This is a genomic window from Acinetobacter sp. S54 (assembly GCF_016624945.1).
Taxonomy (GTDB): Bacteria; Pseudomonadota; Gammaproteobacteria; order Pseudomonadales; family Moraxellaceae; genus Acinetobacter.
On record NZ_JACVUI010000001.1, the window covers coordinates 437,572 to 456,812 of the forward strand.

The 19,241-nt window shown below is 41.5% G+C and carries 13 protein-coding genes and 2 tRNA genes; 6 read left to right on the forward strand and 9 right to left on the reverse strand.

The genetic code is table 11. The features are described 5' to 3' along the window. Positions 1-4 precede the first annotated feature (4 nt). Both IAE20_RS01945 and IAE20_RS01950 read left to right on the forward strand, forming a co-directional pair. Positions 5-1,273: an SfnB family sulfur acquisition oxidoreductase gene (locus IAE20_RS01945; RefSeq protein ID WP_200481566.1), complete on the forward strand. Its 1,269-nt coding sequence runs from the start codon at positions 5-7 to the stop codon at positions 1,271-1,273. Between the two features lie 32 nt (positions 1,274-1,305). After that, a complete protein-coding gene (locus IAE20_RS01950) occupies positions 1,306-2,559 on the forward strand; it encodes an acyl-CoA dehydrogenase family protein (protein ID WP_200481565.1) in 1,254 nt (417 codons plus the stop codon). 83 nt (positions 2,560-2,642) lie between these two features. Here IAE20_RS01950 and IAE20_RS01955 read toward each other — a convergent pair whose 3' ends face one another. Both IAE20_RS01955 and IAE20_RS01960 read right to left on the reverse strand, forming a co-directional pair. Continuing rightward, positions 2,643-3,992 carry an MATE family efflux transporter gene (locus tag IAE20_RS01955; RefSeq protein ID WP_200481564.1) on the reverse strand — a complete coding sequence of 450 codons (1,350 nt, stop codon included), beginning with the start codon at positions 3,990-3,992 and terminating at the stop codon, positions 2,643-2,645. Between the two features lie 26 nt (positions 3,993-4,018). Next, positions 4,019-4,480 carry a DMT family transporter gene (locus IAE20_RS01960; protein ID WP_200459241.1) on the reverse strand — a complete coding sequence of 154 codons (462 nt, stop codon included), beginning with the start codon at positions 4,478-4,480 and terminating at the stop codon, positions 4,019-4,021. Positions 4,481-4,600: 120 nt separating this feature from the next. On the opposite strand from IAE20_RS01960, the gene hemW reads away from it, so the two are divergent. Beyond that, complete coding sequence (gene hemW / locus IAE20_RS01965; protein ID WP_200481563.1) at positions 4,601-5,758, forward strand: radical SAM family heme chaperone HemW; 1,158 nt, start codon at positions 4,601-4,603, stop codon at positions 5,756-5,758. A gap of 54 nt (positions 5,759-5,812) precedes the next feature. On the opposite strand, the gene IAE20_RS01970 is transcribed toward hemW, so the two are convergent. After that, the gene (locus IAE20_RS01970; RefSeq protein ID WP_200481562.1) at positions 5,813-8,242 is read right to left on the reverse strand and encodes a TonB-dependent siderophore receptor; all 2,430 of its coding nucleotides are present in this window, start codon (positions 8,240-8,242) and stop codon (positions 5,813-5,815) included. A gap of 207 nt (positions 8,243-8,449) precedes the next feature. Here IAE20_RS01970 and IAE20_RS01975 point away from each other — a divergent pair, with 207 nt between their 5' ends. Then, positions 8,450-8,968 (forward strand): sigma-70 family RNA polymerase sigma factor, encoded by a 519-nt coding sequence (locus tag IAE20_RS01975; RefSeq protein WP_200481561.1) that lies wholly within the window; start codon positions 8,450-8,452, stop codon positions 8,966-8,968. A 25-nt stretch (positions 8,969-8,993) separates the two neighbouring features. After that, the gene (locus IAE20_RS01980; protein ID WP_200481560.1) at positions 8,994-9,980 is read left to right on the forward strand and encodes a FecR family protein; all 987 of its coding nucleotides are present in this window, start codon (positions 8,994-8,996) and stop codon (positions 9,978-9,980) included. 41 nt (positions 9,981-10,021) lie between these two features. Here IAE20_RS01980 and IAE20_RS01985 read toward each other — a convergent pair whose 3' ends face one another. Then, a complete protein-coding gene (locus tag IAE20_RS01985) occupies positions 10,022-10,777 on the reverse strand; it encodes an SDR family oxidoreductase (protein ID WP_200459247.1) in 756 nt (251 codons plus the stop codon). Positions 10,778-10,892: 115 nt separating this feature from the next. Between IAE20_RS01985 and IAE20_RS01990 the strand changes: the two genes are divergently transcribed. After that, positions 10,893-11,789, forward strand: coding sequence for a LysR family transcriptional regulator (locus IAE20_RS01990; protein WP_200459248.1), 897 nt, complete (start codon positions 10,893-10,895; stop codon positions 11,787-11,789). 69 nt (positions 11,790-11,858) lie between these two features. On the opposite strand, the gene ahpC is transcribed toward IAE20_RS01990, so the two are convergent. The 5 genes from ahpC to IAE20_RS02015 all read right to left on the reverse strand — a co-directional run bounded on the left by ahpC (position 11,859) and on the right by IAE20_RS02015 (position 18,489). Then, a complete protein-coding gene (gene ahpC, locus IAE20_RS01995) occupies positions 11,859-12,422 on the reverse strand; it encodes an alkyl hydroperoxide reductase subunit C (protein ID WP_200481559.1) in 564 nt (187 codons plus the stop codon). Between the two features lie 211 nt (positions 12,423-12,633). Beyond that, positions 12,634-12,709: transfer RNA gene (locus tag IAE20_RS02000), tRNA-Lys, on the reverse strand. Positions 12,710-12,795: 86 nt separating this feature from the next. Next, a tRNA-Lys gene (locus tag IAE20_RS02005) sits at positions 12,796-12,871 on the reverse strand. A 185-nt stretch (positions 12,872-13,056) separates the two neighbouring features. Then, positions 13,057-14,898, reverse strand: a complete 1,842-nt coding sequence (locus tag IAE20_RS02010; protein ID WP_200481558.1) for a long-chain-acyl-CoA synthetase — start codon at positions 14,896-14,898, stop codon at positions 13,057-13,059. A 189-nt stretch (positions 14,899-15,087) separates the two neighbouring features. Then, positions 15,088-18,489 carry an Rne/Rng family ribonuclease gene (locus IAE20_RS02015; protein ID WP_200481557.1) on the reverse strand — a complete coding sequence of 1,134 codons (3,402 nt, stop codon included), beginning with the start codon at positions 18,487-18,489 and terminating at the stop codon, positions 15,088-15,090. Positions 18,490-19,241: the final 752 nt, after the last annotated feature.

Here is a 19,241-nt window from a genome sequence, read left to right on the forward strand (position 1 = left end):
TATTATGAGTCAACTCAATACTGCTGCTTACGCCAATTCTGCCCCTGCTCATCGAGCAAATTCTGTGCCATTGCAGGTGTTTGAACAGCTACAAAGTGCGCATATCATTCAAACTGATGCAGAAGCGATTCAAATCGCTAAACAATTGGCCAGTGAATTTGCTAAAGAAGCGTCCTTGCGTGATCAGGAACGCCGTTTACCTTTCAATGAAATCCAGCAATATTCACAGAGTGGATTATGGGGCATTACCATTCCCAAAGCATTTGGAGGTGCGCAAGTCAAATACCGTACTTTGGCAGAGGTAGTGAAGATCATTTCCAGTGTGGATTCTTCATTGGGACAATTACCGCAGAATCATTGGGCGTTTTTAGAACATTTACGTCTGGATGCAAGTGTAGAACAGCAGCATTTCTTCTTTGAGTTGGTGTTAAAGGGGATTCGATTTGGCAATGCTTTTTCAGAAAAGGGCAGTAAAACGGTGGCAGATCTCACCACCACCATTCATAAAACTGCAACAGGTTATGAAATTAATGGAAAAAAATTCTTTGCTACAGGAGCTTTACTAGCGCACTGGATCCCGATTGTGGCTATTAATGAATCAGGTCAACCGTATGCCGCTTTGGTGCCACGTGAAACTGAAGGAGTCAATATTATTAATGACTGGTCTGGGTTTGGGCAGCGTACGACAGCGAGTGGGACGGTTGAATTAAAAAAAGTACCTGTACGTGAAGAATATGTGGTTCCTATTTACCAAGCCTTTGAGCGGCCAACTGCGGCAGGTGCGATTTCACAGTTTATACAAGCGGCAGTAGATGCGGGAATTGCCCGTGGTGCAATAGAAGAAACCATTCAATATGTCAAAAAATATAGTCGTCCGTGGATCGATTCTGGTTTGGAGCGTGCCACAGATGATCCATATACCATTGCCAGTATTGGGGATCTGAAAATTAAACTTCGTGCGGCCGAAGCTGTATTGGATCTGGCTGCCGATCAAATTGATCTAGCAATTGATGAACCGACGGAAGAGCATGTTTCTCAAGCGACTTTACTGGTTGCGGAAGCAAAAGTGCTGACGACCGAAGTCGCTATTCTTGCAGCCAATAAATTATTTGAGTTGTCTGGAACTCGTTCAACCTTATCCGAGTTAAATCTGGATCGGCATTGGCGCAATGCACGTACCCACACGCTACATGATCCAGTGCGCTGGAAATATCACATTGTTGGAAATTATTACCTAAATGGTGTGCAACCTCCACGTCATGCGTGGAGTTAAGTAAATCACAACAAAAAATTGAGGAGAAAGAGATGAGTCAGTTTGAACAGATTAAAGATCAACTTTCATTGGGCGCAGATTATGAGCTGATTGCTGCAAAATATCGTCCTATTTTTAAGAAAATTGAAGCGGGAGCATTAGAACGTGAACAACGTCGTCAGTTGCCCTACGAACAAATCCAATGGCTAAAACAAGCGAGTTTTGGGGCGTTACGTGTTCCTGTAGCCTACGGCGGTGCAGGTGTATCATTGCCCCAGTTATTTCAATTACTGACGGAATTGGCAAAAGCGGACTCTAATATCGTACAAGCATTACGGGGGCACTTTGCTTTTGTAGAAGACCGTTTGGTTGCGCATAATACACAGCAACAAAATGATTGGTTTGAACGTTTTGTTTCGGGTGATATCATTGGCAATGCATGGACAGAAGTGGGTGCAGTTCAGATAGGCGATGTGATTACCCGAATTACGCAGGAGGAAGCGACTGGTAAATTATTGGTGAATGGGGAAAAGTATTATTCTACCGGAAGTATTTTTGCAGATTGGATCGATTTATTTGCTTATGATGACGTTAGTCAGCAGCATGTGATTGCAGCGATTGATCGTCATGCTTCGGGAGTGCAGATCGATGATGACTGGGATGGTTTTGGGCAAAAAACTACAGGTAGTGGAACTCTACGTTTACAGCAAGTTGAATTGCCGTCGGTGCATATCATCCCTTTTGACCAACGCTTTAAATATCAAACTGCTTTTTATCAGGTCATCCATTTAGCGACCTTATCGGGTATTGCTCAAGCAGCAGTCGAGACTTTTAGTCACGAAGTTCGTGAGCGTAAACGTATTTTTAGCCATGCCAATGCTGATTTGGCACGACATGATCCACAAGTATTACAGGTGATTGGTCAGGCATCTGCCAAGGCTTATGCCAGTGAAGCGATTACACAACGTACAGCTGAAGCTTTACAAAAAGCTTATCTCAGTCATTTTTCCGAGTCGGATATTAAAGAGCATCAGGCTAATATAGATGCAGAACTGGAATCAGCACAGGGTCAAGTCGTGATTGCGGATCTGGTACTGGATCTTACCAGTAAACTATTCAATGCTCTGAGTGCATCAGCTAGCAGTACCACCAAGCAATTAGACCGTTTCTGGCGAAATGCCCGAACGGTTTCATCGCACAATCCACTTATTTATAAGGAAAAAGCAATAGGAGATTGGGTGGTGAATCAGACAGAGTTACCTTTTGTCTGGCAAATTGGTGCAAGTCCAAAAGCAAAATCTGCCTAAAACATTAAAATATATAAAAATATAGAAATAAAAAATGCCAATCTAAATGGATTGGCATTTTTTAAATTAAATAATTGTTTTAATTATTGCTGGGCAGCCAGTTTACGATTATTACTATATAAACGTGCCAAAAGCAGTACACAAGCGATAGTTAAACCAATAATCAAACCAAGCCACACACCTGCTGGCCCCATTTTTGCGATACGTGCAAGATAAATCCCCACAGGAAATGCGATCACCCAATAGGCAATCAGGGTAATCCACATGGGGCCTTTAGTATCTTGCATTCCTCTTAGACAACCTGCAGCACCAACTTGCCATGCATCCATCAATTGATACGCCATCGCAAATAGCAATAAATATAAAGCGACATTAAATACAGCAGGATCTTGAGTATAAATTGCCACAATTTGTGGGCGAGCAAACCAGATTAAACTCATCGTACAAAGAGCAAAAAAAGTCGCGGTCGCTAATCCCAGTTTTTGTACATGACGCATTGCCACCCAGTTTTTTTCCCCATAATACATCCCCACCCGAATGGTTAAGGCAATGGCAAGAGACATCGGGATCATAAATAGTTGTGACGTGACCGACATCGCAATTTGATGCGCGGCGACAAGTGTATCGCCTAATGGACTTAAGACAATTGCACCCGTACTAAAAATACTGACTTCAAAAAACACTGCTAAACCAATAGGCAAGCCTAATTTTAAAATACGTTTTGCAAGGGCAGGATTGATTTTTTCCCAATGTGAAAACACTTGAGTCGATTGATAGGCTTTGGCACGATAAATATAATTGGCCAAGGTAATTAACATTAGCCATTGTAGAATTGCTGTCGCAAAACCACAGCCTGCACTCCCTAAGTGCGGAACAGGGCCGATGCCATACATAAAAATATAATTGAGCGGAACCAATACCACCAGTGCGATCAAGCTAATGGCAGTCACGGGGCGTGGGTAGCCCAATGCCTCAGAATAACCACGCAATGCTGCATACATGGTGACTGCTGGCATGCCAAAACCGATAGCGTGTAAAAATAATCCTGCTTTGGGTTGCAAGCTTGCAGGAACCCCGAGCAGTGGCAACAAAAATGGCATGGCCTGTAAAATCAGCATGGCAATCAGGCCAAGAATAAATGCCACCCACAAAGACTGCCTTACAATCACTGGAATATTTTCAGGCGTTCTCGCCCCTTTGGCTTCTGCAACCAGCGGTGTTGTGGCAATCATGATCGCGCTAAACAGTAGCATGACGGGCATCCATAATCCCACACCTACGGCAATGGCTGCCAAATCATTAGCAGATAAATGTCCTGCCATAATAGTATCAATAAGCCCCAATCCTGCTTGGGCAAATTGCGTGATCAGAATTGGCCACATTAAGTGAAACAGTTGTTTTAGTTCAAAGCGGAAGCCCGCGACATTTGACACAAAAAATACTCATCTATAAAAGAAAATTATCGCTGTAAGGTCAAAATAACCCCAACGAAAATGATGATCGCCCCAAGTAGGCGTTGCCAGTTGACAGGCATTTTCTCTGTCCCAAGCCAGCCAAAATGATCCAGCAATAATGACATTGCCAGTTGGCCAAAAATAATCAATCCTGATAAGGTGAGAAAACCCAATTTGGGTGCAGTATAAATGCTCAGGCTAATCGCATAAACCCCTAAAAAACCACCTAACCATAAAAACCATGGGATTTGACCGAGTTGTTGTAATGATGGTTTCGGATGACTTTGCAGTAAAACCAACAGTGCCAGTAAAATTGTACCGACTAGAAAAGATAGAAAAGCCGCTTGTAACGGAGAGTAGAGATAATTTCGTAACTGTGTATTTAGGGCCGTTTGTATGGACATAGCAACGCCAATCCCTAACGCCAAGGGTAAAAATAATAAAAGTTGTGAACTTATTTTTAGCATTGTTTTCCTAAATCGTTATTATTTATTGCACTCCAGTCTAAATCAATTCAATGGGCTTGAGCACAATGTATTGCTGTAGTCATGTTAAACTAATAGGGTTGTGTTGCCTGAGCGCTATTCTTGACTGTTTTACTTGATCCTTCTGAAATCCCACTTTCTTTATATATTCATATGCCGTGGTGCGTGCGTAAATGTCCTTATTGTGACTTCAATTCTCATGCCGTCCCCAACGGTGCCTTGTCGCTGGAATTGGAACAGCAATACTTACATGCATTGGTCGCTGACTTTCAAACGCAGGTTGAGTTTGCACAGGGACGTAAAATTCACAGTGTTTTTATTGGGGGAGGAACACCCTCTCTAATTTCGGCACAAGGCTATCAATGGTTATTTACCCAATTACGATCTTTGCTTGAATTTGAACAGGGTTGTGAAATTACCTTGGAAGCCAATCCGGGCACAGTGGAACATGATCCTTTTGCGGATTATTTAGGTGTAGGGATTAATCGTTTATCCATAGGAGTACAAAGTTTTAATCAGGAGCATTTACAGCGATTAGGACGCATTCATAGTTCAGATAATGCAATCGAGGCGATTCACTTGGCAAAACAGGCGGGTTTTGAACGTGTCAATGTCGATTTAATGCATGGACTACCTGAACAAACTCTGGAGCAAGCCTTATTCGATTTAAAACTTGCAGTTGAAAATGGCGCGACGCATATTAGTTGGTATCAACTGACCATTGAACCGAACACCGTTTTTTTTAGAACTCAGCCCGTATTGCCACATGATGAAACCCTTGAACAGATTCAACTGCAAGGTGAGCAATATTTAAAAGCACAGGGTTTCATCAATTATGAAGTTTCAGCATGGCGTAAAGAACGTCCATCTGCACATAATTTAAATTATTGGCAATTTGGCGATTATCTTGCGATTGGCGCGGGTGCACATGGCAAAGTTACTCAATCTGACGGCATTTATCGTTTTCAGAAAACACGCTTACCGAAAGATTATCTAGCCAAAATCCCTGCTGATCATCTCCAGATGAAAAAAATTGAAGCAGAGGAGTTACCATTTGAATTTATGATGAATGTGCTGCGCTTAAATGATGGCGTGGCGACTCAGTTATATGAACAACGTACAGGCTTATCTTTGGCTGATCTTGAGCTGATACTCAACGAGTTACGGCAGAAAAAGTTGTTGATCAATGATGCTGAGCGAATAGCCTGTACTGAGCAAGGGCATGTGTTTTTAAATTCAGTGTTGGAAGCGTTTTTGTAATTAATTTGATATTTACCCTCACCGAATGCATGTTTGTACTCGGCGAGGGGGATCTTAGTATTTTGCGCTTAGGGTCAACATAAAATTACGGGGAGCACCGTAAATATTATAAAAGATAGAATTGCCTGGATAATTAAAATAAGTTTTATCAAATAGATTGTTGATTTGTAAAGATGCTTGCCAGTGGCTGTCAATTTGATAACCGACTCGTGCAGAAACGATGCTAAAACCGCTTTGCTTAAGTGAGCTATTATATAAACCAGATTGAGCCTGCATTCCAAGTCCCATATCTAGGCCATCGAATACCCCTGAAAATTGCTGTTGGTCAAATTTATATAAAGACCAGAGTTTAAAGAGTTGTTTAGGAATCGTGTCGGGCGAATAACGTTGTCCAACATTTTCAGGGTCAGTATCACTTAGGTATTTAATATCATTATAGGTATAGCCTGTTGTGATATTCAGATGTGGTGTTACTTTACCCGTAATTTCAAATTCAAAACCACGCGCCTGAACCTCTCCAGCAGCGCGATAACATTCTCCCGTATCCGTATTGCATCCGATATGGTCCTGATCCAGTGTGGCACGATTTTTATCCCGAATTTGAAAGATGGCTGTTGTCGCATTAACTGCCCCATCAAAGAGCTCTGCTTTGAGACCTGTCTCGATTTGCCAGCCTACCCGTGGGTCAAGTATCTTACCTGTATAATCCAGTTCAGACTGTGGGACAAATGAATCAGCATAACTGGCGTACCAACTCCATTCAGGATTAATATCCCATATCAGTCCAGCATAAGGTGTAAATTCATTATTGGCTTTAAGGGCTTGACTCTGATTGGTATAGTCCGTCCAGCGGCCACCTAAAGTTAAAGTCAAGGGATCAAGTAATTTGATTTTTGCGGCAGTATAAAAACCTGATTGTTTGGTAACGGTACGATTTTTATCACTTATATTCGTATTCACATACGCCCCGAAATCATGGTTATGTAACACATCCCAATTAGGAACAGCAACATATTTGAAACCAGAGAGTGAATCATTTTCCCATTGATTATAGCCGAGCAATAACTGGTGTTCTCGATTAAGAAAATGAAAGGGGCCAGAAAGATTGATATCGAAAGATGTATTGGTAAAGGTCTGTTGAATATGGCCAACGCCTGCGGTGGTTAATCCATTTTCATCCAGAGGAGCATAAGAGTACATACCAAAATTTTTATGGTCGACTTCATTATGATTATAAGCTGCTTTGGCAACCCAGCCATCATCAAATTGGTATTTAAAGTCAGCTGAAAATTGTTTTTGGTCTCTTTTGGAGGGGACATTATAGCCTACAAAAGATTTTCGGCTTGGAACATGGCCATTGTGATCTAGTGGTAACCCCCAGAAATTAATATAGTTCTCATTAATATATGTGCCAGAAACTCCGAAAGTTGCTCTATCAGTCAGATCATAGTCAAATGCTGCATAGATGGTTGCTTTATCATCATCTTTTTCAGCATCCCGAAATTTTCCAGTGGTATTTTGGACGGCAATCAATCGTCCTCTTAAACTTCCACTTTCATTGAGTTTATTGCTGACATCAAATTCTTCACGATGACTGCCCCATGATCCTCCCGAAATTGCAAATGAACCATACGGTTCCAACGTGGGTCGTTTACGAATAAAGTTGATTGAGCCACTGGGATCACCACTTCCTGTTAATAAGCCAGAAGGCCCTCTTAATACTTCAATGGTTTCATACAGAGCAGGGTCTTCATTTGAAATATTATCTGCTTGAGGAACACCATTAATTTGTATGTTGGCGGCTGCAAAACGTATTTGGTAATTTTCAGAACCGCTATATCCATAAGCAGTTACCCCCGTGGCCTGATTTAATGTTTCAGCAATGGTGGTAAAGCCTTGATCTTTAATTTGCTGTTGGGTAATAACAGAAACAGATTGTGGAATTTCTTTTATGGATTGTTCCGTTTTACCAATGCTGACTTTTTTTGCAGCATAACTGCTTTTATCTTCGGAACTTAATTGAATCACAGGCAATTGTGCAACTTGATGATTATTTTTTATAGAATTACTGGCCGTCGAATTAATCGAAGGCAATTGACCCACTTCACGAAGTTGATTATTAGAGTCAATAATGCCCCATGTACCATCCTGACGTTTAATTAAAGTTAAGCCTGTTCCTTTTAACAATTGGGTAATACCCTGTTCAAACGTATATTTGCCATTTAAACCTTGAGTTTTTTTACCTTTAACAAGAGCTGGATCATAAGAAAGTTCTGAACCTGTTTGACCTGCAAATAGTGCCAGAGCTTGATCTAGACTCCCCCCATGAATCTGGATTTGTTGTGTTTTTTCGATAGTTGATTTTATTTCTGCGGCAAGCACTGTATGGCCCATTCCGCTCAGTACCGTACCCAATAAGACTGATTTTATCGCAATACTTAAATTACTCTTTATTTGAAAGGGTATTTTGGCTGCCGCTTGCATGATGCATTCCCCACAGGAAATTAGAGATGATAAAAATAATGATTTGGTCATAGCGTTATCACCTGAGAATTTAGAACAGCTCATAAAAATTTTAATGTTTTAATAAATTTTTGAAAAATATAGGTTTAAAAATTAAAGAGATTAAGTTGTTTACAAACTTTGACATTGTAATGATAATTATTATTATTTTTCCTTTGGTTTGGTGCAATGCTTTCAAATCAGACATTGACAAAACAACAAGTCAATCAACACATTGATGGTTTATATCGTGAACATAAACCATGGCTATATGCTTGGCTATGTAAAAAAATGGGTAGCCACTGTGATGCGGCGGATCTGACTCAGGATACCTTTGTCAAAATAATGACCCGTTATGCTGATTATTATTATTATGAACCTCGGGCATTACTAACCACCATTGCTAAAAGCCTGATGTTTAATTTGTATCGGCGTAAAAAAGTTGAGCAGGCTTATTTGAGCATCTTGGCTGAGACTTATCCTGAACATTCGATTTCTCTGGAAGAGCAAATATTATGGATAGAGACCTTATGTGAGCTATGTGACATTATCGAAGCTTTGCCAGAACGTCAAAAGCAGGTGTTTATGTTGTCACAGTTACAGGGTTTAAATTATGTCCAAATTTCAGAACAACTGAATATTTCGATTTCAACTATTAAGCGTGATTTGACCTGTGCCATGGCTGCCTGTTTTATGGCAATGGAATAATAAAAAATAGATCATGATGTATTAAATGAACAAACAACCTCGAAAAGATAATGCAAAGCATGTTCGCCAGCAGGCCTATTATGAAGCCGCTGAATGGTATATGCAGATGCAGGAACAGACTTTGGACGTAAAGCAAAAAGCATGCTTTGAACAATGGTTGGCTGAGGATGCATTGCATCAAGAGGTTTGGGCAAATGTCATTATGTTTGATGAAAAGTTGTGTCGAGTACCAAAGACAGTCATGGCTCAAACGATGCATCAACTCAAACCTAAACCGCAATTTGCAACAAAATTTAGTCTTATCCTATTTGCTCTATGTACCGCATTTTATACGGTTCAGGGAATTCGTCAGCAAGATTATGCGCCTGATCTATTGAGTTTTGAGCCTATTGATGTTTATAAAACTCAGATCGGAGAGCAGCAGCAAGTGAGTTTAGCTGATGGCAGTCAAATTTGGCTGAATAGTGAGAGTAAGATTCGGGTGAAATACAATGCCAATCAGCGGCGTATTGAATTGGCACGTGGTGAAATTTATATTGAAACGCATAAAGATATCAAACAGCGGCCATTTACAGTACAGACCGCAGATGGAGACTTGTTGGCATTAGGCACGGTATTTAATGTCCGCCATTTTCCAACACAAACAGAACTAATTGTAAAGCAGGGCACTGTTCGTACTCAGCCTCAGCACTCAAAAACGTATCAGGATATTACTGCACAACATACTGTTAGATTTGATGCACAACAGATTTATCATGGTGCATATAGTGATATGCCTTTATTATGGCGCCAACAGCTTTTGGTAGTGCATAGTATGCCATTGCAGAAATTCATCACAGAGTTATCACGCTATCATCAACAGAGTATTAATATTGATCCAAGCTTGTACAACGTTCTGGTGTCTGGCGCGTATTCTACTCAGGATTTATCGAGAACATTGCGTATGTTGCAAGTAACCTACCATTTTAAGGTTGTGCATACCGAACAGAATGGTATTGATCTGCAGCCTTAAATAAAAAAGCGGGGATGAGAACATCCCCAGCTTAACTCGAATTAACGAGTGGTATAACCACCATTGGCAAAAATAGTTTGGCCTGTAATCCACCAGCCTTCTGTCACCAGAAAACGAACCAAGGGTTCAATATCTTCAATTTTGGTTAGTCCACCAAGTGCAGAGGCAGATTTATGATAGGCTACGGCCTGAGGGGCTTCCTGACCGTAGAAAAAAGGTGTGTCCATTGGGCCAGGTGCTACAGCGGTCACCGAAATCCCTCGCTCACCAAACTCTTTAGACGCTGCACGAGTATAATGCTCGACGGGTGCTTTTAAACCTTCATAAGTCGAATAAAGCCCTGTATATGCAGCCAATAATGAAGTGACGATGGTACAAATTTTACCGCCATTATTCAAATGGCGCCCTGCCGACTGAATGAAGAAATAAGCAATTTTGGAGTTGATATCGCTCATTGAATCAAATTCAGCTTCTGTAGTTTCAACAATGGGCTTTTTAAGCACGCGACCTACAGTATTGATAGCAATATCTAGACTACCGAAGTGTTCTTTGGCTTTGACAAAAAGTTCTTCAATGCGATCAATTGAACTCAGATCAGCCTGTAGCAAAATGGCATCTGCACCCAGTGCTTGCACATCAGCCAGTGTTTTTTCAGCCTCTGCTCTGGTCGATTCGCTATTATAATGAATCGCCAATTTCGCGCCTTGTTGAGCAAATTTTCTTGAAATTAATCCCCCTAGATTTTTTGCGCCGCCTGTAATTAATACAACTTTATCTTTTAAGGTATATGCCGCCATGATGTTCTTTCCTTTCCAAGGATCTATTTTTGCATATTGATTAGTCTAGATTTGAATTATGTAACCATCAATTATGCTAATTTAGTTTCACTATTCAGAAATTACGAACAATGCTATGGATCGTTTACAGCAGTTTGCGATATTTGTTGAGGTCGCCAAACGCGAGAGTTTTAGTGAGGCTGCACTGCGTCTGGATTTACCTCGCTCCACGGTTACCTCTGCAATTCAAAGTCTGGAGACCTATTACAAAGTCAGGTTATTTCAACGTACGACAAGGCGTGTCAGTCTGACACAGGATGGGAAGCGAGTTCTACCAGATTGTCAGAATTTACTGATGGACTATCAATTGCTTGAGCAGATGATTCAAACACATAATCAGGATTATCAGGGAATTTTGAAGGTCGATATGCCTAGTCGTATTTCGCATCAAATTGTGGTGCCTGCATTGCATGATTTTTTTCGACAATACCCCAATATTCAGATTCAACTGCATAGCTCGGATCATTTAACTAATCTGGTTGAGCAGGAAGTTGATTGTGTGGTGCGTGTTGGCACGCTCGAAAATAGTAGTTTAATTGCCAAATCCATAGGGCGTTTAGAAATGGTCAATTGTGCCAGCCCAGACTATTTACAGCATTTTGGAATCCCCCATGGGCTTGAGGATTTACCACAGCATTATATGGTGAATTATCCAAATGGGGTCGGAGAGCAGCAGGGGATATTCTTTTATGGGCAAGAACGGATCAAATTAAATGCCAGATTGAGTGTAAATAACACTGAAGCTTATATTCAGGCAGCGCGTTCGGGATTGGGAATGATTCAGATCCCTTATTATGATGTTCGTGAAGATCTGGCAAAGGGAAGTTTGATTGAAATTCTGGACTCGTATAAATGTTCAGCATTACCATTAAATATGCTGTATCCCAATCGACAATATATCCCGCGTCGCCTAGACGTGTTTATGAGTTGGTTAATTCCTTTACTGCAACAACACTGTTGTTTAGCGCGTTAAAATAAAAAACCACTTCCTTTGTAGAAAGTGGTTTAGAGAGATTGAATTTAAGAATTCGATATTTCTAGCTTAGATTTTTCCAACAAGATCAATCGATGGCGCAAGTGTTGCATCGCCTTCTTTCCATTTTGCAGGGCAAACTTCACCAGGATGATTATAGACATAAACTGCTGCTTTGACTTTACGTAGTAATTCCTGTGCATCACGGCCTATGCCACCCGCATTAATTTCTACGATCTGAATTTTTCCATCAGGATCGATAACGAATGTACCACGATCTGCCAAGCCTTCACCTTCAATGAGGACTTCAAAATTCTTAGAAATCGTCCAGGTTGGATCACCAATCATGGCATACTGGATTTTACCAATTGCATCAGAAGTATCGTGCCATGCTTTGTGGGTGAAATGGGTATCTGTTGAAACAGAGTAGATATCAACCCCGAGTTTTTGAAACTCAGCATATTGGTCCGCAAGGTCTTCAAGTTCAGTTGGACAAACAAAGGTAAAGTCAGCAGGATAGAAAAATACAACCGACCATTTACCCTTTAAATTAGCTTCAGTGATATCAAAGAATTGACCATTTTGATACGCAGTTGCTTTAAACGGTTTGATTTCAGTATTGATTAAACTCATGCTTTGATCCTCTGGGTTGAATGAGAAAGTTTCTTAACTTGAGAACAAAGATAACGTATTTTTAATCATCGTAAAAATAGTAAATATTTATAAATTTAATCGAATATTTAGATTTTAAAATAATTTTACCGTCATATCTGTGTCATAGACGGTGTTTATGATTTCCATAAAAAAAAGCCTTAACATTACATGTTAAGGCTTTTTTAGAATCTGGTGGGTCGTCCGCGACTCGAACGCGGGACCAACGGATTAAAAGTCCGCTGCTCTACCAACTGAGCTAACGACCCTGAAAATTTGCAAGATAGGCGTAGTGACTAGTCTAACAAAAAAGAAATCAAAAATTTGAATTCTTTAATCAGATCAAAACAATCAATGGTGGGTCGTCCGCGACTCGAACGCGGGACCAACGGATTAAAAGTCCGCTGCTCTACCAACTGAGCTAACGACCCTGAACGAAATATTCAATTATTTCTTGAATATGAAGTGCAAGAAAAGAAATTATTTTCTAACACCGCCGTTGTTTTGATGGAGCGTATTTTAGCAAGATCTTCAACTAACACAAGAGAAAATTTAAAAACAATCGCATAACTGTTTATAAAAAGCACGATTTCTTCCTGTTTAGTTAAAAAATATGCTAAAAACGATATTTATATGCCTGAATGTCTTTAAAAATCTCAGACGTTACATCGCAGTAGGCATTGGTATTCGGTAAAAGCACCATCAAACGTTCATCTGTTTTACTTGGGTCAAATGCTTGCTCCTTAAGTTTGTTTTTCTGATATTTAAATGTTCCCGTCGTTTCAACGACTTGCTGAATGCGTAAAAATACAGGAATAGCATAAGCAGGCAGATTCTTTTTAAAACTGCTTACCATCTCGTTCAAGTCTTGTTCATTTAGATTGGCTCCATCCGCTAACGTGATCGCAGCCATACCTGCACGACCATTGGTATTTGGAATTTCAACCCCATACACAACAGCTTCTATAATTTTGTCGTATTCACAAATCATATTTTCAACTTCAGTCGTCGATACATTTTCACCTTTCCAACGGAATGTATCGCCTAGACGGTCAACAAATTGCGCATGACGGAAACCAATATCACGCACTAAATCACCCGTATTAAAGTAAGAATCGCCTTTCTTAAAGACATTCTTTAGGATGACGGATTTATTTTTTTCTGGATCAGTATAGCCATCAAATGGTGAGCGGCGGGTAATTTTCCCAATCAGCAGCCCTACATCGCCTGTCTCTACTTTTATACAATCGCCTTTTTTATCGCGTACAACTTCATTTTTTTCTTTGTCATATTGCACAATTGCATAGGGTGTTGGCGAGAAGCCGACAGTGTTGTCAAAGTTAAAAATATTACTAAAACCAACATTACCTTCGCTTGATGCATAAAGTTCAAGGACTTCCTTGACGCCAAAACGCTGTTTGAACTTATCCCAGATATTTGGGCGCATACCGTTGCCAATCATTTTGGTAACCCGATGAGCACGATCAATTTCGGAAGGAGGAGCATCCATAAGATAACGACAAAGCTCGCCAACATAGCCAATCGCCGAGGCATTAAATTTTTGTACGTCTTTCCAGAAAGCACTGGTTGAGTATTTACGACGAATAGCAAGTGTGGCGCTTCCTGCAATCACTCCACACCAGCACACCACAATACCCGTTGCGTGATAAAGAGGTAAAGTGACATACATGACATCATCAGGTTTCAGATCAAGTATATGTCCATAAGTTCCATACGCTAGAGTCCAACGACTATGCGTGAAAATTACAGCTTTAGGGAGCCCAGTTGTGCCCGAAGTATAGATATAAAATAATCCATCTTTACCTTGAACTGTGTGCGTCGTTGGCGGGTTGAACTTGGCAAAATGATCAATTTTTTCTGCCAGATTGATATAACCTGATGGGGCAGAACCGACATTTTGACGAGTCGCCCGATCTGCAAACCAATGAAAACGATCTTGAGGAAGTTTGATGTCATTACGAATCTCGTCAATACAAGATTGCACCTCTTCGCCCAAAATAAGAGCAATGGGTTTCACGAGATTGATGCTATGAGTCAGTACTTTCCCTGTTTGTGACGTATTGACCAACGCAATAGTGACACCAATTTTAGCCAGCCCCACAACTGTCGCCACTAGCTCGGAACGATTCTCTAGCATAACGGCAATGACATCACCTTTACGTGCGCCTATAGAGAGATAATAGTGCGCAATCTGATTTGCCCATTCATTCAAGGCCTGATAGCTGTAGCGCTGATCTTCAAATAATAATGCATCACCTAGCGGATTGCGTTTGACCGCCTTTTCAAATGCAATGCCCAAGCCTGCTGGGGTCGATGAAGTTCGTAAATAGGCTTGTTTTAAACCCGCTAAAATATGCGGTACTTTGGGCAGAAAAGCAGGTAGGCGTGAAGCAACATTTCCAAGCGTAATAATATCGGGTTGTGCAGTCTGGCTCATATACATCCTATTATTTTTCGATCTATCCAATACAGTTTCATGTTTACGAAGACGTAGACATTAAAGTGACGCAGATGTTGTTTTAAAGGTTTTGCACTAGTGCAATCAACCTAATCTGACATAAAGTATCAAAAAAAGCCTAGTCACCGAAATGACTAGGCTCTCATAACTTACAAGCAATTGTGCAAATTATTCTGTGGGCGTGCTGGCCTTTTTAGGTGGACGACCACGTGGGCGACGCGGACGACTTGGTTTATCCGCATCGGCAACAGCTTCTTGAGTTGCTGTTTTCTCTGCTGTTTCATCATTTGCTTTAGCTTCAGATGCCTGCTGTGAAGCAGAAACTTCATTGAGCTCAGCTTGTACAGGTTGAGCTGCTGTTGTTACTTTCTCTGCTTTAGCATTCACCGGAACTTGCGCTGTCGCCGCAGGAGCAGCGGTTTCTTTTTCAGCGCTAGCTTCCTCCTTTTTAGCGGATTCATCCGTTGATTCTACAGTTTGTGCAACGTCAGGAACTGTAGGTTCGGCTTGTACTGAATCACTTGCTTTCGTTTCAGGGATTTTTTCACTGACCGTTTCAGCTTTAGGCTCAGCTTGCGCTTGCTCGACAGTTTGTTTTGCCTGCTCATGCGCTTGTTCTGCTGCAAGTTTGGCTAAACGACGGCGCTCACGTGGATCGTTTGCCACACGGTTTGCAGGTGCTTCTGGCGGTGTTAAAGGCAGTACTTCGGCGGGTTCGCTTTCTTCTGCCGTTTTAACGCTAGGAAGTTGCGCATCACGTGTTACAGGTTTTTTATTTTCCTGAACACTTTTTACCTCTTGAACCTGAGTACTGGCATATTGCTCAGTAAACTTGACTAGAGCACGATTGAAGGTTGGAACAAGACCAAATTGTTCAATCAGCACCGTGCAATCTTCACCATAAATATGGCGAATGAGACTGCCTAGCGTATAGTTTGCCAGTTCTGGGATCTGTGATGGCTGTACTTTAGGTTGAGCGATCGCCTTAGCTTGTTGTGCCCCACGTTGTTGACGACGACGCGTACGTGGATCATTACTGGCACGTGTAACTTGTGAGCGAGTTTGCTCAGTCACAGCCTCAGTTGGTTTAGACGACACTTCAGAAGGCTGGGCCTCAGTCACGACTGCTTCTTCAACTGGGTTAGCAATTGGATTTTCAGCCTGCTTAGGTGGTTCCTGCGGTGCAACTTGTGGATTCAATGCCACAATTTCACTTTGCCCTTGATCGACATTAATCACCAGTGCTGTCGTCATCATATCGTTACGTGGTGTATCAATGACGTCGACTTTGACCTGTTTTGCATCATTCACTACAGGTTTATTTGCACTGTGATTGGCATTGTCTAAAACGCTTTGGTCGCGATTACGATTTGGGCGATTTGGACGTTGCTGGTTATTACGGTCGCGGCGTGGAACAGCTTCCTCTGCTTGTGCTTCAGTTTGCACATGCGTTTGTTCATGTGGTTGCTGACGCTTTTGTTGGCGTTTTAATTCACGTTGTTCATGACGTGAAAGTTGAACCACTTCTTCATGAACTTGAGCAGGTTGTTGCTCTTGGTTTGACTCACGTTGTTGTGGTTCACGATCAGTACGTTCGCGTTGCTCTTTATGTTTGCGCTTTTTATTGTTGTTTGGACGATTATTTTTATCGTCACGTTCGGCTGTATCACGCGCTTCCTGTTTAGCAGCAGGCGCTTGAGACATATAAGCATTGTTAGCTGGGGTCGCAGTAGCTACATTTTCTGTAACGCTGGCAATACTCACTTGACCAAATTGACCACGGCTTACTGCACCGCCATTAACCATTTGCTCAATTGCTGATGCAGCAGTTTGTGCAGAACGAGATTGATCAATAGTTTGTGCCTGTTTTTGTACAAACAGATTTTCTAACCATGCGCATGGACTTGCTGCTTTATTGGCAACAGTTGCTTGTGTCGCAGGAGTAGAGGCTTGAGCTACAGCTTTACGTTTATTTTGCTCAGGCTGAACAGGAGCAGCAGTATGTACATGATCCGCTTCTTCAAGATGCCATTCAGATGACTCGTAACCGAGTTCTTTTTCACTGGAACGTGTTGCTTCAGTACGTTCATAGCTAGAAGGCGCAAAACCTTCGGGATTATATTGAATTTCGTAATGTGGTGTTTCCAAGTGAGGGTGTGGTAATACTGTTACACGTACACCTGAAGTTTGTTCTAAATACACTAAACTATGACGCTTTTCATTCAGCAGGAATGCAGCAATTTCGACAGGCACTTCAACTTGTACTTCGCCATGACGTTCACGTAGTGCAATTTCTTCCACTTTACGCATAATCGAAAGTGATAAAGAGCGCAAGTCACGTACCATGCCTGTGCCATGACAGCGTGGGCAGACATAACCCGTTGCTTCTTCTAGCGATGGGCGTAAGCGCTGACGGCTCATTTCCATCAAGCCAAAACGTGATAATTGACCAAACTGAATTCGTGCGCGGTCACTTTGAGTCGCTTCACGCAATTTAGCTTCTACCATGCGTTGGTTACGGTCTTTAGTCATGTCGATAAAATCGATAACTACTAAACCACCAATATCACGTAAGCGTAATTGACGTGCAATTTCTTCGGCCGCTTCAAGGTTGGTATTTAGCGCAGTCTCTTCAACATCGTGACCACGGGTTGATTTGGCAGAGTTAATATCAATCGATACCAAAGCTTCAGTCTGGTCAATGACAATTGAACCACCTGATGGAAGTTTAACTTCACGTTCATAAGCCGTTTGAATTTGGCTTTCAATACCAAAATGAGCAAATAAAGGCTCGTTCAACGTATATGTTTTTAGTTTATCTAATTGACGTGGCATGACTGCTTTGACGAAGTTATAAGCTTCGTTATAAGCCTGTTCGCTATCAATCAGGATTTCAGAGACATCATCACGGAGATAGTCACGAATGGCACGAGTTACTACACCTGCCTCCTGATGCACCAGCATTGGTGATGGGCCTGAACTTGCAGTACTTTGGATTTGACTCCATAAATCCAGTAGATGTTGCAAATCAAGCTGCAATTCTTCCTGAGAACGACCAATTCCAGCAGTACGTACGATCACGCTCATACCACGAGGCACATTCAGAGAAGCCAGCATTTCCTTAAGCTCTTCACGAACTGAACCTGAAATCTGACGGCTGATGCCACCACCTTTGGGGTTATTTGGCATCAAAACCAGATAACGACCCGCAAGGGAAATAAAGGTCGAAAGTGCAGCTCCTTTATTCCCACGTTCTTCTTTTTCCACTTGTACCAAAAGCTCAGTGCCTTCAGTAATCAGTTCACGGATATTTGAAGTTTGACGTGGGTCAGCCTTAAAGTAAGTATTGGCGATTTCGCGCATGGACAAGAAGCCCTGACGCTGTGCACCATATTCAACAAATACGGCTTCGAGAGAAGGTTCTACGCGAGTAACATGACCTTTGTAGATGTTGGATTTTTTTTGTTCGCGGGTACGATTTTCGAGGTCAAAATCGTAAAGACGATTACCAGTGATAAGTGCAACGCGTACTTCTTCAGCATGAGTTGCATTAATCAACATACGTTTCATGGGTGTGACACCTAATAGTGACTCACTCAGACAAAATGCGAACATCGATAAAGCGGACAACTGTCGGCAATCATCATGCATCTTATTTAACCCAGATCACAAAATATTTTTGCTCTGGCTGCTAAAATTCCCTGATCTCACATGTAGCTTCGGTGAATGATGCTTGTGATGATGTCAGCAGTAGCGTATTCATCCCGTTTCGATTAACGATAAATCCTGACTTTTCACTGGCGGGTGAGCGGTGCATTGGATGATGACTTTCACTGTCACGGAGCTTGAAGACTTATCTTGTAAAGTCTTGATACGGAATGATCATCGTATCGGTGCTCGGCAGTTCCAATGCATCAACGCTTGAGCCTGAAAGGTCATGATGACGCAACGTGTCTGATGTGCATCAGTTTACGTTTAATAACCAACATTAACGGTTGGCGACATATATTTTTCAACAAACTGCATATGCAAAAGCATAATTAAACGCAACAGTTTGTCATTTTGCCGATATAATAAGCCTTCGGCGTCGGCATATTCTTTGGGGACCTTTCCGAGCTTTTGGTGAAATCTTGAACGAAAATGAATTTCACAAACATTGAAATATTTTTCGTTTTTGTTCACTTACGGCGGTATCCGTGCGCTGACTATATCAAACCTTGCAGCATCTGCCTATGGGCTAAATAGATGTTTCTTGTGAAATCAACTGTCTAAGTGGTTATTTTTCACTCAAATTTAATAAATAATCGGGTTTCAAATACTGT

Bases quoted from the DNA above. Each gene is read 5' to 3' on its own strand.
- IAE20_RS01945 (WP_200481566.1), top strand. From the start codon at position 5: ATGAGTCAACTCAATACTGCTGCTTACGCCAATTCTGCCCCTGCTCAT.
- IAE20_RS01950 (WP_200481565.1), top strand. From the start codon at position 1,306: ATGAGTCAGTTTGAACAGATTAAAGATCAACTTTCATTGGGCGCAGAT.
- IAE20_RS01960 (WP_200459241.1), bottom strand. From the start codon at position 4,480: ATGCTAAAAATAAGTTCACAACTTTTATTATTTTTACCCTTGGCGTTA.
- IAE20_RS01970 (WP_200481562.1), bottom strand. From the start codon at position 8,242: ATGCAAGCGGCAGCCAAAATACCCTTTCAAATAAAGAGTAATTTAAGT.
- IAE20_RS01975 (WP_200481561.1), top strand. From the start codon at position 8,450: ATGCTTTCAAATCAGACATTGACAAAACAACAAGTCAATCAACACATT.
- IAE20_RS01980 (WP_200481560.1), top strand. From the start codon at position 8,994: ATGAACAAACAACCTCGAAAAGATAATGCAAAGCATGTTCGCCAGCAG.
- IAE20_RS01985 (WP_200459247.1), bottom strand. From the start codon at position 10,777: ATGGCGGCATATACCTTAAAAGATAAAGTTGTATTAATTACAGGCGGC.
- IAE20_RS01990 (WP_200459248.1), top strand. From the start codon at position 10,893: ATGGATCGTTTACAGCAGTTTGCGATATTTGTTGAGGTCGCCAAACGC.
- ahpC (WP_200481559.1), bottom strand. From the start codon at position 12,422: ATGAGTTTAATCAATACTGAAATCAAACCGTTTAAAGCAACTGCGTAT.
- IAE20_RS02010 (WP_200481558.1), bottom strand. From the start codon at position 14,898: ATGAGCCAGACTGCACAACCCGATATTATTACGCTTGGAAATGTTGCT.
- IAE20_RS02015 (WP_200481557.1), bottom strand. From the start codon at position 18,489: ATGAAACGTATGTTGATTAATGCAACTCATGCTGAAGAAGTACGCGTT.